Raw genomic sequence first — 15,991 nt, 5'->3', positions numbered from 1 at the left:
ACCCTGTACCTTTATATTATTTCTTTAAATTTTTTAACATGTCTGCTGTCAGTTTCGATAAATCGAATTCTGGTTTCCATCCCCAATCTTTTGCTGCATAGTTATCGTCTATAGAACGTGGCCAGCTGTTTGCAATCTGCTGACGTGGATCATTAGCGCCGTAAGTTAATGTAAAATCTGGAATATGTTTTCTGATTTCTGCGGCTAAAACCTCTGGTGTAAAACTTACCCCACCAAAATTATAGCTGCTGCGTACTGAAATCTGATCTGCGGGGGCATCCATCAGCTCGATTGTTCCGCGGATAGCGTCATCCATATACATCATCGGCAATTCTGTATCTGCATTTAAGAAACTCTGATAGCTACCTTTTTTAAGTGCATCGTGAAAAATATGGATCGCATAATCTGTTGTACCACCACCTGGCGCAGCTTTCCAGCTGATTAATCCTGGATAACGGATACTCCTCACATCCAATCCATATTTTTGGTTATAATATTCGCACCAGCGCTCGCCTGCCAGTTTACTGATTCCATAAACTGTATTCGGATCCATTACACAATATTGTGAGGTATTATCTTTTGGCGAATTCGGCCCAAATACAGCGATAGAACTTGGCCAATATACTTTTGCAGTTTTATATTCTAAAGCTAAATCTAAAACATTCAATAAGCCGTTCATATTTAAATCCCAGGCTAGCTTTGGATTTTGCTCGCCTGTAGCCGATAATAAAGCCGCTAAGAGGTAAACCTGTGTTGGTCTGTATTTATGGAAAATGCCATTGATCATTGCCTTATCAAGCACATTCACAAATTCAAACGGTGCAGAGTTTTTGATATCATAATCCGGCCTGCGTATATCGCATGCAACAACATGATCATCACCATATATTTTACGTAACATGGTTACCAACTCGGTACCAATTTGCCCGTTAGAGCCTAAAACAACAATTTTTTCTTGCATAATTTTTTTGAGATTGAGCAAAGGTAAAAAAATGAGATAAAAGGCGATAAAATATTTATACTTCGTGTATAGAATAATGGTTAATTGTTGAATTGTCTTGGCCGGTCAAATTAACATTGCAACCATACAGCTTTAAAACTTTCAATATTCTAACCCAACTTAAAAGTCAAAGCCAAATAAATTATTACATTTACTACACGCGTACCGAATAACCAAATAATAAATGACTCACGCTGAGCCTGAAAAATCTGAAGATTTACTTAAGCGCCTAAAACTAGGCGATAAACAAGCTTACGAAAAAATATATTTCACCTACAGTAACGAGCTATTATTGGCAGCCTACAAAAAAACAGGCGATAAGGTAATTGCTGAAGAGCTGGTACAGAATATTTTTATCTCCCTTTGGGAAAAACGGCAGGAAGCACAGATCAATAATCTCCAGGCTTATTTGTTCGGCGCCCTGAAGTTAAGTGTAATCAACCACATCAGGAGTTTAGTTATGGAGAATAAGTACATGGAGTACCAAAGCCTAACCTATTCAGAAAATCATCAGGATACCGCAAACCTGATCGATCTTCACGACCTATCTTCCATCATCGAAGAAGGTATTAATTCGCTACCCGAAAAAACACAGGAGGTTTTCAGACTGAGCCGTTACCAACACCAATCTACCAAAGATATTTCTACTGGCTTAAACATCTCCGAAAAGGCTGTAGAATACCATATCACCCAATCCATTAAAAGAATAAAAGAATACATCAAAAATTTTTATATCTTTTTATAACTGATTATCAGTTATTTACAGTTTATTTCATTTTTTATCCCTCGCACCTTTAGGGTTTCGCCTCTGTTGTGTTACTTGTATAGTATAAGACCAAATATTCTTTTTTATGGACCAGAAATCATTTTACGATTTACTAAGCCGTTACGAAAACGGAAATTGTACTGAAGCAGAAAAGCTTTGGATAGATAAATGGTACCATAACTTAAATAACCAGAATTTTAAAGACTTATCATCAATTGCGCTCGAAGAAATGCAGATGAATACCTGGCTTGGCATTAATAGCATTGAACAGAAACCAATAAGCGCATTAAAAGTTAAAAAGCTTTGGCCAAAATTGGCTATTGCAGCATCTATTATCATTGCATTTTTTATTGCTGGTTTATATTTAACCAATTACAACCATGCTGAACAATCTTTTATTGATGAAAACAGCAATTTAAGCTTAATCAGCAAAACCAATGATACTGATCGTCCCATCATTATAGCGCTTAGCGATGAAAGCACGGTAACACTTAAACCGCAGGCCAATATTATTTATCCAAAGATTTTTGCTGCCAACAAAAGAATGGTTTATTTAAAAGGAACAGCCTTCTTTTCGGTAAGCAAAAACCCAAAGCGGCCGTTTTATGTGTACAATCAAAAACTGGTTATACGTGTTTTGGGTACCAGCTTCTGGGTAAAATCATCAACTGATAAACTTCCCGCCCAAGTTGCCGTAAGGACCGGAAAAGTTCAGGTAGAAGAAAATCAAAAAAATTCGCTATTTACTTTCTCTAAAGAAAAACTGGCGAAACCAATTCTGCTTACGCCAAATCAAAAAGGTGTTTTTTCCGACCACAAATTAAATAAAACATTGGTAAGCAAGCCTATTCCATTGGCCGAAGCTTATAACATACCCACAAGCTTGAGCTACAATTTTAAAGAAGAAAGCATTAAAGAAATTTTCAAAACCTTATCTGAAGCATATGGGATAGAGATAAAATCGGATAATGAGCAGATTTCGACCTATACTTTTACCGGAGATTTAAGCAAAAAAGGGCTATATGAGCAGCTCGACCTGATCTGTGGAACCATATCAAGCAAATATTACATCCAGGGAACCAGCATTGTGGTTTCCAATAAAAACTAACCAAATATATAAATATGATGAAGAAGAACCACAACACCAACAGCCCGTAACCGCGGCGCCATTTTCCATAATATTTTTCTAAAAAACAAAGCCGACAATGTGGGGCATTGCCGGCGAGTTAAATACATCAGAAATGTATTCATGGTATTTCTATGTCCAATAAATCCAATCATTTAATGAACAATAACCAAATTTATGAAAAAAAATCAACTTATTTCGCTGGCGATATATGCAATGAGAGTTTCGATTTACCAAATACTTGCAATAATAATTTTTACTTGTGGTGCTTTTGCCAAAAATGTCGACGCACAAGATTTTCTGAACAAATCAATTTCGATTAAAGCCGATCAAACAGATATTAAAACCATTATAGAAAAAACAGAACACTTAGCCAATGTTAAATTTGTTTACAGCCCACAATTAATAAACTCCAACCGTAAAGTTTCTATTAACGTGGTTAATCAAAAGCTTAAATACTTTCTTGAGAATTCGCTAAAACGTTATGACGTGGGATATAGGATAGTTAAAGATCAAATTCTGCTCTATTCTATTCCCGCCAATAACAACCTCGAACTATTAAAAGCCTTTGAAGGCATTGTTACCGGAAAAGTAACCGATAGTAAAGGCAATGCCATCCCTGGGGTATCAGTTACCGTTAAAGGAAAATCAATCGGGACCACAACCGACGAAAATGGCGCCTTTGCACTAAAAGGCTTAACTGTCGACAGCCGTGTAATCGTGGTAAGATACGTAGGTTTCATTTCCAAAGAAGTAAACCTATCACCTGGCAATGCCGACGAAAACCTGAGTATCAACCTATCAGAAGATAACCTACAATTGGAAAGTGTGATGGTAACCGGTGGTAATCCAAAGAAAAAATTAGAAAGCAGTGTGGCCTTAACTTCAGTGAGTAATAAAGATATTACCAACCGGGCACCTTTAAACAGTACCGATTTATTAAAGGCCATACCAGGTTTAACGGTAGAAAGTACAGGTGGTGACGGTCCGGGAAATGTTTGGGTAAGGGGCTTTCCGCAGCAGGGCGGATATATCTTCCTGGGTATACAGGAAGATGGTTTACCGCTTTTACCAACAGGTTTCAACACCAACCCATCTGTAGATCAATACTATAAAACAGATTTAACCATTCAGAATATCGAAGCGGTTAGAGGTGGTAACGCTTCTATTATCCAGGCCAACACACCAGGTGCTGTGGTTAACAATATCAGTTACGTGGGCGCTGATAAACAATATGGCCAGTTTAAATTTACCACAGGTTTTTCGCAAGGTTTATACCGTATTGATGGAAATACCGGCGGAAAAATAAACGATCAGATTAAATATAACATTGGTGGTTTTTACCGTACCGATAATGGCGTGGTAGATCAGGGTTTTAATCCAGCCAACCAGGGTGGACAGATTAAAGGCAATATGACTTTTAATTTCAAGAATAATAAAGGCTTTATCAGGGTGTACGGAAAATACCTCAACGATAAAGTTCAGTTCTTGTTAACCAGTTATTACCCTTACGATGCTACAGGAAAGCCAACCACTTACCGCGATTACGATATGGCTTCGCAATCGATTGTGCCCATGCAAACCGAATGGAGTTATAACGATCCCGCAACCGGAAGCCATAATTTTAGTTTAACAGATGGTATCCACACCAAATTGGGGTCAGCTGGTTTCCAATTCAACTACCTAACCGACAGTGGCTGGCAGATTGTGAACAATTTCCGTTATCAAAATACCCATACAAACTCTACTTATACCGTTCCGGCAGGAATTGCTGCCAGAACAACAGCTACACCTTATTACTATCCAGGTGGGGCAGTTGCACCTTTTGCAGCAGGCGATTATGTGGTAACCTCTAATGCTAATGGGCAAATAAACAGCGATGTTCAGGTTGTTGATTACCTTGATCTTAAAAAGACCGTAAAAAACCACAGTCTGAATATCGGATTAGGTATTCACCAATATAACCGTGATGATTTACGTTATGCATTCCGCTCTTTTACAGAATTTAAAGAGCATCCAAGTATTATTTTGCAAAGTCCAACAGGTGCAGAACGCACCATTCAAACTAAAAATACCTTTATTGGGGACACCAGAACGCTATCGGCTTATGCTGGCGATGAGATTAAAATATCCGAAAAATGGCGTTTAGATATTGGCGCAAGAATCGATAACCAGAATGTAAAAGGCGATAGACCATACTATGCCTTAAATGCAAATGGAACCGTGAATACTACTGCAACTGCCACAGCAAACATTTTAGGCTATACTTCTTATGATGAAACCTTAACAAACTGGGCAGCATCTGTTGGTGCCAATTACAAAATCAGTGCTACTGCAAGTATGTTCGCCCGCGCAACCAAAGCCTATAACGCACCAAATATTGGCGATTATAATGCTTCGGCCTATAATGCTGCAAATATTAAAAAACGTCCGGTTTATTTAGGAGAGGTGGGTTTTAAATATGCTAAAAACAATCTGGCCATTTTTGCATCAGGTAGTTACTCTGCAATTAAAAACACTTCGTTAACGATAAATGTACCAACAACTTCATCAGGCCAGCAGGCATTGGTTGCCTTTGGCTCTACCCGCACATGGAGTGCCGAATACGAAGTTTCGTATAAAATATTTAAACCATTGAGCTTAAGACTAACAGGAACTTTACAAGATTCTAAATACACCGATTATGAAGCCAATACAAACACCAATGCAGCTGTTGCAGCAGAGTTTGGCAACCGTACCTACAGTTTCACAGGAAATAGAACCGAACGCGTACCGGTTTTAAATACCGAATTAGGTGCCAATTACGATTATAAAAACTTTAACTTATATGTAGCGGCAAATTATGTAGGTAGCCGTTTTACATCACCCAGCGACAGCTATAAATTACCTTCGTATGTAGTAATGAAAGCAGGTGCAGGATATAATTTTACTAAAAAGATTTCGATAAGATTTTGGGCAGACAACTTGTTAAATGCAAAAGTGCTGACAGAGGGCGATGTTCGTGGAGATCAGTTCAGAGATTTCTCAACCGTAACCCCTGGCACATTAATGATTGGCAGAACATTACTTCAACGTACTTTCTGGGGATCATTAGCTTATTCATTCTAACAAATAAAACCGGAGTTCACGCTCCGGTTTTTTTAATTCTAAAACATAATGACAACAAGAAGATCATTTTTACAAAAGGTAAGCCTTGCTGGTGCAGCAGCTTTTTTAAGTCCATCATTAGTTACAACAGCTTTAGCTGAGTCTGCTAAAGTTTCAAAAATCGGAATCGGACTTTTCACTTTAAGGGAGCAGTTAACTGCAGATGTAAAAGCGACCATAGAACAGGTAGCTAAAATCGGTTATAACCAGGTAGAAACCTATTATGGTTATCCTGGCAAATACGAAGTGAAAGGTTTTTGGGGTTTGGAAGCAAAAGACTTTAATACCTTATTAAAAGCAAATGACCTCACTTCTCCCAGCGGCCATTATAACCTAACTGATTTTTTATCCTCAGGCGACGATAAAATGCTAAAATCGCACATCGAAACCGCAGCCACCGTTGGCCAGAAATATTTCGTTATTCCAGCTTTGCCTACCGATATCAGGGCCAATGGAACATTAGATGATTACAAGCGCATGGCCTTAAAATTTAACCAAGCGGCCGAGCTTTGCCAAAAGTCAGGATTGAAGTTAGCTTACCACAACCATAACTTCGAATTTAAAGATCAGGGTAATGGGGCTACAGGCTACGAAATCCTGCTCGCTGAAACCGATGCCAAACTGGTAGGTTTTGAACTCGATATCTTTTGGGCGGTAAATGCAGGTTTAAACCCTGTTGATATGTTCAAGAAAAATCCGGGCCGTTATAGAATGTTTCATGTTAAGGATATGGATAAAACAGACAAAGCAGTTTTCGTGGAAGTAGGCTCTGGCAGGATAGATTTCAAGCGCATTTTTGCTGCCGCTAAATTGGCCGGAGTAGATTATATTTTCACAGAACAGGACATCATCAGGAAAGCACCTTATGAGAGTATAGCAGAAAGCTACAACTACGTCAAAAAAAACCTACTTTAAGCAGATTTTCCCCTTAAAAACCCGGTGTTTTTAGATTTATTAGTAAATAATACACTTACCAGTACTAAATGTACTTTTTACACCAAGTTAAATCGATATAAAAACACGGTTTAAATACTATTAGAGTGGCAAAAAGTAATTTATTTAGAACAATTCTACTCAGTAACAATCACATTGCATACCGATAATTTAACTTAAAAAAGTTATTCTTTCCGTTATATTTTTTCTAATATTACTAATTCAACACATAAGTAACCAATATATAAAATCATAAAGACGATGCACAGAAGAGAAGCACTCAAAAACGTTGCATTTTTGCTGGGAGGAGCAATCTCAGCAAGTACAATGGGCGTTTTATTTGAAAGTTTTACGCTACCGGAAAACGAAAAGAACTTTGTCCTCTATTCTTTGGAAGATGAAAAAATTTTTGCTGAATTCGCTGATATTATTGTTCCGACTACCAAATCATCTGCGGGCGCCAAGGCTGCAGGTTTAGGGAAGTTTATTCCCATGATGATGAAAGATTGTTACCCTGCCACCATGCAAACCTCATTTGCGCAAGGTTTTAAAGATCTTCAGGCTAAATCAATGAAAGATTTTGGAAAAAGTTATATCACTTTAACACCAGCCGACCGTAAAAAACTAATGATCGATTTAAGGGCAATCGCGCTTGCCCAAAAAGAGAGCAAATCAGAAGAGAATAAAGATTTAGCTTACTTTTTTATTACCGCAAGAGATTTAACCCTACTTGGTTATTATTCTTCAGAAATTGGTTGCACCAAAGCACGCGAATATGTGCTTATTCCAGGCCGATATGATGGCAATGCGCCATTAAAACCAGGTCAAAAATCCTGGGCAACCTAATTTCTAACCACAACAACAAAACATCATGAATTTAAATACAAATTTAAAAGCAGAAAATACTTACGATGCTATTGTTATAGGATCGGGAATTAGCGGTGGCTGGGCTGCCAAAGAACTTACAGAAAAGGGCTTACGCGTGTTGATGCTCGAAAGAGGAATGAACATTGAGCACATTACCGGTTACGAAACGGCGATGAAAAATCCATGGGATTTTAAACATGCCGGAAAACTTACCGAAGAGCAAAAACGTACTCATCCGGTACAAAAAAGAGATTATCCTTACCAGGAAGCAAATGAAAAATGGTGGGTAAACGATTTAGAATGTCCATATACAGAAGATAAACGTTTCGATTGGTACCGTGGTTTCCATGTTGGCGGAAAATCGTTAATGTGGGGCCGCCAAAGTTATCGGTTTAGCGATCATAACTTTGAGGATAACAAAAAGGATGGTCATGGAAATGATTGGCCAATTCGGTACGCCGAGCTTTCTCCATGGTATGATTATGTTGAGCGTTTCGCAGGGATCAGTGGTTCGAAAGAAAACTGGCCAACCTGTCCGGACGGTGAATTTCTTCCTCCAATGGATTTAAACATTGTAGAAAAATCGGTAAAGGCCCGCGTTGAAGAACATTATAAAAAAGAACGCATCATTATGATCGGCCGTGTTGCCAATCTTACTGTTCCGCACAAAGGCCGTGGTAATTGTCAATACAGGAACTTATGTAGCCGTGGCTGTCCGTTTGGTGCTTATTTCAGCACGCAGTCTTCTACCCTACCTGCAGCGATGGCAACAAAAAGATTAACGGTTAGACCATACTCAATCGTAAATCACATCATTTACGATAAAGACACCAAAAAAGCAAAAGGCGTAATGGTAATCGATGCGGAGACCAACAAAACAATGGAATTTTATGCAAAAATCGTTTTCGTTAACGGTTCTACATTAGGCTCAACATTTGTGCTGTTAAATTCAACATCCGAAGCCCATCCAAATGGATTGGGTAATGGAAGTGGTCAGTTAGGTCATAACTTAATGGATCATCATTTCCGTTGCGGAGCATCTGGAGAGGCAGAAGGTTTTGATGACAAATACACTTATGGCCGCCGTGCAAACGGAATTTACGTACCAAGATATCAAAACATTGGTAACGATAAACGCGACTACCTGCGTGGATTCGGCTATCAGGGAGGTGCAAGCAGGGCAAACTGGCAAAGTGATGTAGCCGAACTATCTTTCGGAGCAGATTTAAAACAAAAAATGACTACTCCAGGCAAATGGTCTATGGGCTTGGGCGGCTTTGGAGAAATGTTACCTTATTATGAAAACAAGGTATACATCGATAAAACCAAAAAAGACAAATGGGGACAACCCGTATTGGCTATTGATTGCGAATATAAAGAGAACGAGAAAAAAATGCGCGTGGATATGATGAATGATGCTGCCGAAATGTTAGAGAAAGCCGGCATGAAAAACATCAAAACATTCGATAATGGCTGTTATCCAGGTATGGCCATCCATGAGCAAGGAACGGCAAGAATGGGTAACGATCCAAAAACTTCGGTACTGAATAAATGGAACCAGATGCACGAAGTGAATAACGTTTTTGTAACCGATGGATCTTGTATGCCATCAATCGCTTGCCAAAACCCATCGTTAACATTTATGGCTTTAACTGCCCGTGCTTGCGATTACGCTGTAAAAGAATTAAAGAAAAAAAATATCTAGACAAGGTAAAAGGCGTAGGGTTTAAGGTATAAGGGAAATCGCCCTAAGCCTTACACCTTACACCTCACACCTTTTATAAAAATGAGAAGAAAATTAAGAATGGGCATGATAGGCGGTGGAAAAGACGCTTTTATCGGTGCCGTACACCGTTTGGCTGCCAATATGGATGGCCTTATTGAATTATCTGCCGGAGCTTTAAGTGTAAATCCCGAAATTGGCTACGAATCTGGAAAACTCCTTTTTCTTCCAGATAACAGAATCTACTCCAATTACGAAGAAATGCTGACGAAGGAAAGTGAATTGCCAGCAGATGAAAGAATCGACTTTGTAACCATCGTTACCCCAAACTTCGCCCACTTTGCTCCCGCAATGATGGCTTTAGATAAAGGTTTTAACGTGGTGATTGAAAAACCAATGACTTTAACTTTAGAAGAAGCAAAACAGCTGAAAGCGAAAGTAGAAGAAACGGGTTTAACACTGTGTTTAACGCATACTTACTCAGGTTATCCAATGGTTAAACAGGCCAAACAAATGGTTAGTGAAGGTGCTCTGGGTGCAATCAGAAAAATTATGGTCGAATACCCTCAAGGCTGGTTAAGTACCTTATCAGAACGCGAAGGAAATGCTCAAGCCGCCTGGCGTACCGATCCATCTAAAACCGGAAAAAGTGGTAGCATGGGCGATATTGGCACTCACGCCGCTCATTTGGCAGAATATATCACTGGCTTAAAAATCACTAAAATCTGTGCCGATTTAAGTATTGTTGTTCCAGGTAGAGCTATCGATGACGACGGAAACGTATTGTTAAAATTCGATAATGGTGCCAATGGTGTTCTTGTGGCATCACAAATTGCTGCCGGAGAAGAAAATGCATTAAAAATTAAAGTATATGGCGAAAAAGGTGGCATGGAATGGCACCAAATGGAACCGAACACCTTAATTGTAAAATGGTTAAATGCCCCTGCTCAAATCTACAGAACAGGCAACAGTTATATGGGCAGTTTCGCACAGCACAATACCCGAACTCCTGGTGGTCATCCAGAAGGTTACCTAGAAGCATTTGCAAATATTTATAAAAACTTTGCATTAACAGTAGATGCGAAGTTGAATAACGAGCAACCTACTGCTGAAATGTTAGACTTTCCAAGTACTGAAGATGGAATTAGAGGAATGGCATTTATCGAAAATGTAGTGGCTTCTAGTCACTCAGACCAAAAGTGGTTAGATTATAAATTATAACAATCAAGCATGACAACGATAAAAGGACCAGCAGTATTTTTAGCTCAATTTATAAGCGATGAAGCCCCATTTAACTCCCTAGACAGTATTTGTAAATGGGCAGCAGGTTTAGGTTTTAAAGGCATTCAGATGCCAACCTTAGATACAAGATTTATCGATCTTCAAAAAGCTGCCGAAAGCAAAACCTATGCAGATGAACTGAAAGGAAAAATAGCTTCTTATGGCTTAGAAATTACTGAACTTTCTACACACTTACAAGGTCAATTGGTTGCGGTACACCCTGCTTACGATGATCTGTTTGATGCTTTTGCACCAAAAGAAGTACACAAAAACCCAAAAGCAAGAACAGAATGGGCGGTGCAGCAAATGAAATATGCAGCTAAAGCCTCTCAAAACTTAGGTTTAAATGCGCATGCCACATTTAGCGGCTCATTATTGTGGCAATATTTCCATCCCTGGCCACAGCGCCCAGCAGGATTGGTTGAAGAAGGTTTTGCAGAATTGGCAAAACGCTGGACACCAATTTTAAACGAATTCGACCAATGTGGCGTTGATGTTTGCTACGAAATACATCCAGGTGAAGATTTATTTGATGGCGAAACCTATGAAATGTTCCTCGCTGCGGTAAATAATCATCCTCGGGCATGCTTATTGTATGATCCATCACACTTTGTGTTGCAACAATTGGATTACATTCAATACATCGATTTTTACCACGAACGCATAAAAGCGTTCCACGTTAAAGATGCAGAATTTAACCCTACAGGCAAACAAGGCACTTTTGGTGGATACCAGAGTTGGGCAAACCGAGCCGGTCGTTACCGCTCACCAGGTGATGGTCAGGTTGATTTTAAAACCATTTTTAGTAAATTGGCGCAATATGATTTTAAAGGTTGGGCCGTTATGGAATGGGAATGCTGTATCAAAAACCAGCAAGATGGTGCCCGTGAAGGTGCAGAATTTATTAAAAAGAACATCATTAACGTAACCGATAAAGCATTTGATGATTTTGCAGCATCGGGTAGTGATAGCGCTTTCAATAAAAGAATATTAGGATTACAAGATTAACAAAACACACAACACACATGAAAAAAACATTTTTAATTTTAGGCGCCGTAGTCATTTTTATGGCGTCGTTTTCAAAAGCCGATTTAACGAAGGAGAAAACTGTGGTTGCAGCTGCAACAGTAACAAGCCATGCTGCTTTTCAATCAAATCCAGGAGAAAAACTGATCAACAAATCAGACTGTCTGGGTTGCCATAACAAGACGAACAAAATTATTGGTCCTGCATACGTAGAAATTGCAAAAAAATATCCGGCTACCGAGAAAAACATCAACATGTTAGCCGATAAGATTATTAAAGGTGGAACAGGGGTTTGGGGCAATATGCCGATGACTGCTCACGCTACCCTTAAAAAAGACGATGCAAAATTAATGGTAAAGTATATCTTATCTTTAAAGAAAAAATAATCGACCCCAATTAGCAAATCGATTTACTTATATGAAAACAGAGCAAGAAAATAAAAACACGAGTAACCGCCGTGATTTTATTAAGACCACAGCTATTGCCGCTGCTGCGTTTATGATCGTACCCCGACATGTTTTAGGTGGCCCCGGTTATCTGGCACCAAGCGATCGTTTATTGGTTGCCGGTATTGGTGTTGGCGGAAAAGGCCAAAGCGATTTAAGCATGTTTTACAAAAGCGGAAAAGCAGACATTGCTTTTTTATGTGATGTAGACGATCGCCGTGCAGCAAATAGTGTTAAAGCTTTCCCTAAAGCAAAATACTATAAAGATTGGCGCGAAATGTTAGATAAGGAACATAAAAATTTCGACGCTGTATCTGTTTCTACTCCTGATCATAATCATGCTATTCAGGCTTTAGCAGCTATGCAATTGGGCAAACACGTTTATGTGCAGAAACCTTTAACACATGATATTTATGAAGCACGGATTCTAACCGCTGCTGCAAAAAAATATAAAGTGGTAACCCAAATGGGAAATCAAGGTGCATCAAACGATGGTCCGCGCCAAATGAAAGAATGGTACGAAGCTGGTTTAATTGGTGATGTACACACGGTTTATGCATGGACTGATAGACCGGTTTGGCCGCAAGGCATTCCTCGACCAACAAAAAAAGCCGAAATCCCCGCCGAATTGGATTGGAATTTATGGCTAGGTACTGCGCCTGAAAAAGATTATATTGACAAATTGGTTCCTTTTAACTGGCGTGGCTGGTGGGACTATGGCACTGGCGCCTTGGGCGATATGGGCTGTCACTTAATCGAAGCTCCATTTAGCGTATTAAACTTAAAATATGCAAAAGAAGTTCAGGCCAGTGTAGGTTCTGTTTATGTAGATGAATTTAAACGCGGTTATTTCCCTGAAAGTTGCCCTCCATCAAGCCATGTTACCTTAAAATTCCCGAAAACAGATAAAACAAAAGGCGATGTTACCTTACACTGGATGGATGGTGGTATCCAACCAGAACGCCCTGAAGAATTAGAAGCAAGCGAAACTTTTGGCGATGGTGGTAATGGGACCTTGTTTATTGGAACTAAAGGCAAAATGATGTCTGAAACGTATAGTGCAAACCCGAAATTATTGCCTTTAAGTAAAAACAAAGACATTAAGGTAGCACCAAAATACACACGTGTACCAGATGGCGCAAACGGGCACTATAAACAATGGGTTGAAGCCGCAATTGCGGGTTATGGCAAGCAGGAAGTAAGTTCGCCTTTCGAAATTGCAGGTCCATTAACTGAAGCTTTACTGATGGCGAATTTAGCAATCAGAAGTTTCGATATCCAAAAAACAGTAAACGGTAAGACTACTTACCCAGGCAGGTACACTAAAATGCTTTGGGATAACGACAATATGAAAGTTACCAATTTTGACGAAGCCAACCAATTTGTAAAACGCGAATACCGCAAAGGCTGGAACAATTTAACACTTTAATTAATAAGTACATTCGTCATTGCGAGGCATGAAGACAACCGAACGCAGAGCGTTCGTGAATACCTATAAAAACATAAGTAAAAATGAATAATCCTACAACTGGCAAAAGGTTCAACATATCTTTTCTTCAGCATTAAGATTGCTTCATACCTTGTATGACAACAAATAAAAAAAATGAAAAAAATCTTTCTTTCTGCTTGCATCTTGTTAAGCTTAACACAAATATCAAAGGCTCAAAAGGGCTTTAAGCCACTTTTTGATGGTAAAACAACAACAGGCTGGCATACTTACAACAAAACTACGGTTGGTAGCGCCTGGCAGGTTCAGGATGGTGCCCTTCATTTAGATTTAGCGACCAAAGGTAAAGACGGTGGCGGCGATTTGGTTACCGATAAGGAATACGGCGATTTCCATTTAAAATATGAATGGAAAGTGGCTCCAAAAGCAAATAGCGGTTTAATTTTTTATGTTCACGAGGAACCAAAATACCATGCTACCTATTCTACAGGCTTAGAAATGCAGGTTATTGATAATGACGGCCACCCAGATGGAAAAATCACTAAACACCGTGCCGGCGATTTATACGATCTGGTAAAAAGTTCATCAGAGCCAGTTAAAGCTGTTGGCGAATGGAATAAAGCCGAAATCATCAGTAAAAAGGGCAAACTAACGCTAATTTTAAATGGTGTTGAAGTAGTAAAAACCAGCCTTTGGGATGATAACTGGAAAAAGATTGTTGCGGGCAGCAAATTTGCAACATGGGAAAACTGGGGAACTTTTAAAACAGGCAAAATTGCCTTACAAGATCACGGAGATGAGGTTTGGTACAAAAACATCTCTATTAAAGAACTATAACTGAGGTAAAGGGATGAAGGTTTCTTTTCTTTCGCTTAAACCAGACATTTGAGTTAGAAAGCGGGAAAGCATAAAGTTTATCCGCTTTCGCATTAACCTTACACCCTATACCTTTAACCTTATACCTTAATACAACCTTATATAAGCCAAATGAATAGCACTACTCGCTTTAAACTCTCTGCCATGATGTTCCTGGAATTTTTTATCTGGGGTGCCTGGTTTGTAACACTTGGGACTTTCTTAGGAAACAACCTTAAAGCCACGGGCTCAGAAACCGGAGCTGTATTTTCAACCCAATCATGGGGCGCTATCATTGCTCCTTTTATTGTAGGTTTAATTGCCGACAGATATTTTAATGCTGAGCGCATTTTAGGTGTGCTGCACATTGTCGGAGCACTATTGATGTACCAAATGTATAATGCTATAGATGTAAGTGTTTTTTATCCTTACGTATTGGGCTACATGATTCTTTTTATGCCAACACTGGCGTTGGTAAACTCAGTTTCTTTCAATCAAATGAAAGATCCGGAGAAAGAATTTTCATCGATCCGCATATGGGGTACCTTAGGCTGGATTGCTGCAGGTTTATTAATCAGTTATTTCTTCCATTGGGATTCAAAAGAAGGTACAGAAGCTGGCTTATTGAAAAATACTTTCTTAATGGCTGGTATAGTATCTTTAGCTTTGGGTTTATTCAGCTTTACCTTACCAAAGACCCCACCCAAAGTATCTTCAGACGAAAAAATTACCGTTTCTGATGTATTAGGTCTAGATGCTTTAAAACTTTTGAAAGACAGGAACTTCTTGATTTTCTTTATTTCATCTATTTTGATCTGTATCCCTCTGGCTTTTTACTACCAAAATGCAAATCCATTCCTTTCAAATATCGGTATGGATAACCCTACGGGAAAAATGACGATTGGTCAGGCTTCAGAAGTTATTTTCTTATTATTTATCCCAATATTCTTTAAAAGATTCGGTTTTAAAATGACCATCTTGGTGGGCATGCTGGCTTGGGCAGTACGTTATGCATTATTTGCTTACGGAAATGCAGGCGAACTGAGTTTTATGCTGATTTTAGGAATTGCATTACACGGTGTTTGCTACGATTTCTTTTTCGTTTCAGGACAGATTTATACCAACTCTAAAGCCGGCGAGCGTTTTAAAAGCTCAGCCCAAGGCTTAATTACTTTAGCTACTTATGGCGTAGGCATGTTAATTGGATTTGCCGTAGCAGGTAAAATTTCTGATGCCTACAAAGCAGCAGATGGCGTAATGGACTGGAAAATGATCTGGATTATCCCAGCAGGAATTGCATTAGTGGTATTTTTATTATTTGCATTGGTTTTCAACGATAAATCCAAAGCTGAAATAGAACCTAAAACTGTTTAA

General features: G+C 39.0%; 13 protein-coding genes. 12 read left to right on the top strand and 1 reads right to left on the bottom strand.

All coding sequences use genetic code 11. The annotated features are described in order from the left end of the window. Positions 1–16 precede the first annotated feature (16 nt). On the bottom strand, positions 17–961 hold the full coding sequence (locus J7E57_RS19720) for an NAD-dependent epimerase/dehydratase family protein (protein WP_215131326.1): 945 nt from the start codon (positions 959–961) through the stop codon (positions 17–19). 223 nt (positions 962–1,184) lie between these two features. On the opposite strand from J7E57_RS19720, the gene J7E57_RS19715 reads away from it, so the two are divergent. The 12 genes from J7E57_RS19715 to J7E57_RS19660 all read left to right on the top strand — a co-directional run bounded on the left by J7E57_RS19715 (position 1,185) and on the right by J7E57_RS19660 (position 15,991). Then, positions 1,185–1,745 carry a sigma-70 family RNA polymerase sigma factor gene (locus J7E57_RS19715; protein ID WP_215131328.1) on the top strand — a complete coding sequence of 187 codons (561 nt, stop codon included), beginning with the start codon at positions 1,185–1,187 and terminating at the stop codon, positions 1,743–1,745. 106 nt (positions 1,746–1,851) lie between these two features. Continuing rightward, positions 1,852–2,874 carry a FecR family protein gene (locus tag J7E57_RS19710; protein ID WP_215131330.1) on the top strand — a complete coding sequence of 341 codons (1,023 nt, stop codon included), beginning with the start codon at positions 1,852–1,854 and terminating at the stop codon, positions 2,872–2,874. A 195-nt stretch (positions 2,875–3,069) separates the two neighbouring features. Beyond that, entirely contained in the window at positions 3,070–6,000 is a 2,931-nt protein-coding gene (locus J7E57_RS19705; RefSeq protein WP_215131332.1) for a TonB-dependent receptor domain-containing protein, read from the top strand. Positions 6,001–6,048: 48 nt separating this feature from the next. Further along, complete coding sequence (locus J7E57_RS19700) at positions 6,049–6,954, top strand: TIM barrel protein (protein ID WP_215131334.1); 906 nt, start codon at positions 6,049–6,051, stop codon at positions 6,952–6,954. A 279-nt stretch (positions 6,955–7,233) separates the two neighbouring features. After that, entirely contained in the window at positions 7,234–7,818 is a 585-nt protein-coding gene (locus tag J7E57_RS19695; protein ID WP_215131336.1) for a gluconate 2-dehydrogenase subunit 3 family protein, read from the top strand. 25 nt (positions 7,819–7,843) lie between these two features. After that, positions 7,844–9,544 (top strand): GMC oxidoreductase, encoded by a 1,701-nt coding sequence (locus tag J7E57_RS19690; protein WP_215131338.1) that lies wholly within the window; start codon positions 7,844–7,846, stop codon positions 9,542–9,544. 81 nt (positions 9,545–9,625) lie between these two features. After that, on the top strand, positions 9,626–10,783 hold the full coding sequence (locus J7E57_RS19685) for a Gfo/Idh/MocA family protein (RefSeq protein WP_215131339.1): 1,158 nt from the start codon (positions 9,626–9,628) through the stop codon (positions 10,781–10,783). A 9-nt stretch (positions 10,784–10,792) separates the two neighbouring features. Continuing rightward, positions 10,793–11,851: a sugar phosphate isomerase/epimerase family protein gene (locus tag J7E57_RS19680; protein WP_057933975.1), complete on the top strand. Its 1,059-nt coding sequence runs from the start codon at positions 10,793–10,795 to the stop codon at positions 11,849–11,851. Between the two features lie 17 nt (positions 11,852–11,868). After that, a complete protein-coding gene (locus J7E57_RS19675; protein WP_116251648.1) occupies positions 11,869–12,255 on the top strand; it encodes a c-type cytochrome in 387 nt (128 codons plus the stop codon). Positions 12,256–12,286: 31 nt separating this feature from the next. Then, a complete protein-coding gene (locus J7E57_RS19670) occupies positions 12,287–13,744 on the top strand; it encodes a Gfo/Idh/MocA family protein (RefSeq protein WP_215131341.1) in 1,458 nt (485 codons plus the stop codon). Positions 13,745–13,918: 174 nt separating this feature from the next. Further along, complete coding sequence (locus J7E57_RS19665; protein ID WP_215131344.1) at positions 13,919–14,599, top strand: DUF1080 domain-containing protein; 681 nt, start codon at positions 13,919–13,921, stop codon at positions 14,597–14,599. Positions 14,600–14,749: 150 nt separating this feature from the next. Next, a complete protein-coding gene (locus J7E57_RS19660) occupies positions 14,750–15,991 on the top strand; it encodes a nucleoside permease (RefSeq protein WP_215131346.1) in 1,242 nt (413 codons plus the stop codon).

The organism is Pedobacter sp. ISL-64 (assembly GCF_018613605.1).
GTDB lineage: Bacteria > Bacteroidota > Bacteroidia > Sphingobacteriales > Sphingobacteriaceae > Pedobacter.
Note: the sequence above shows the minus strand (reverse complement) of the source record. Positions and strands in the feature narration are given on the sequence as shown.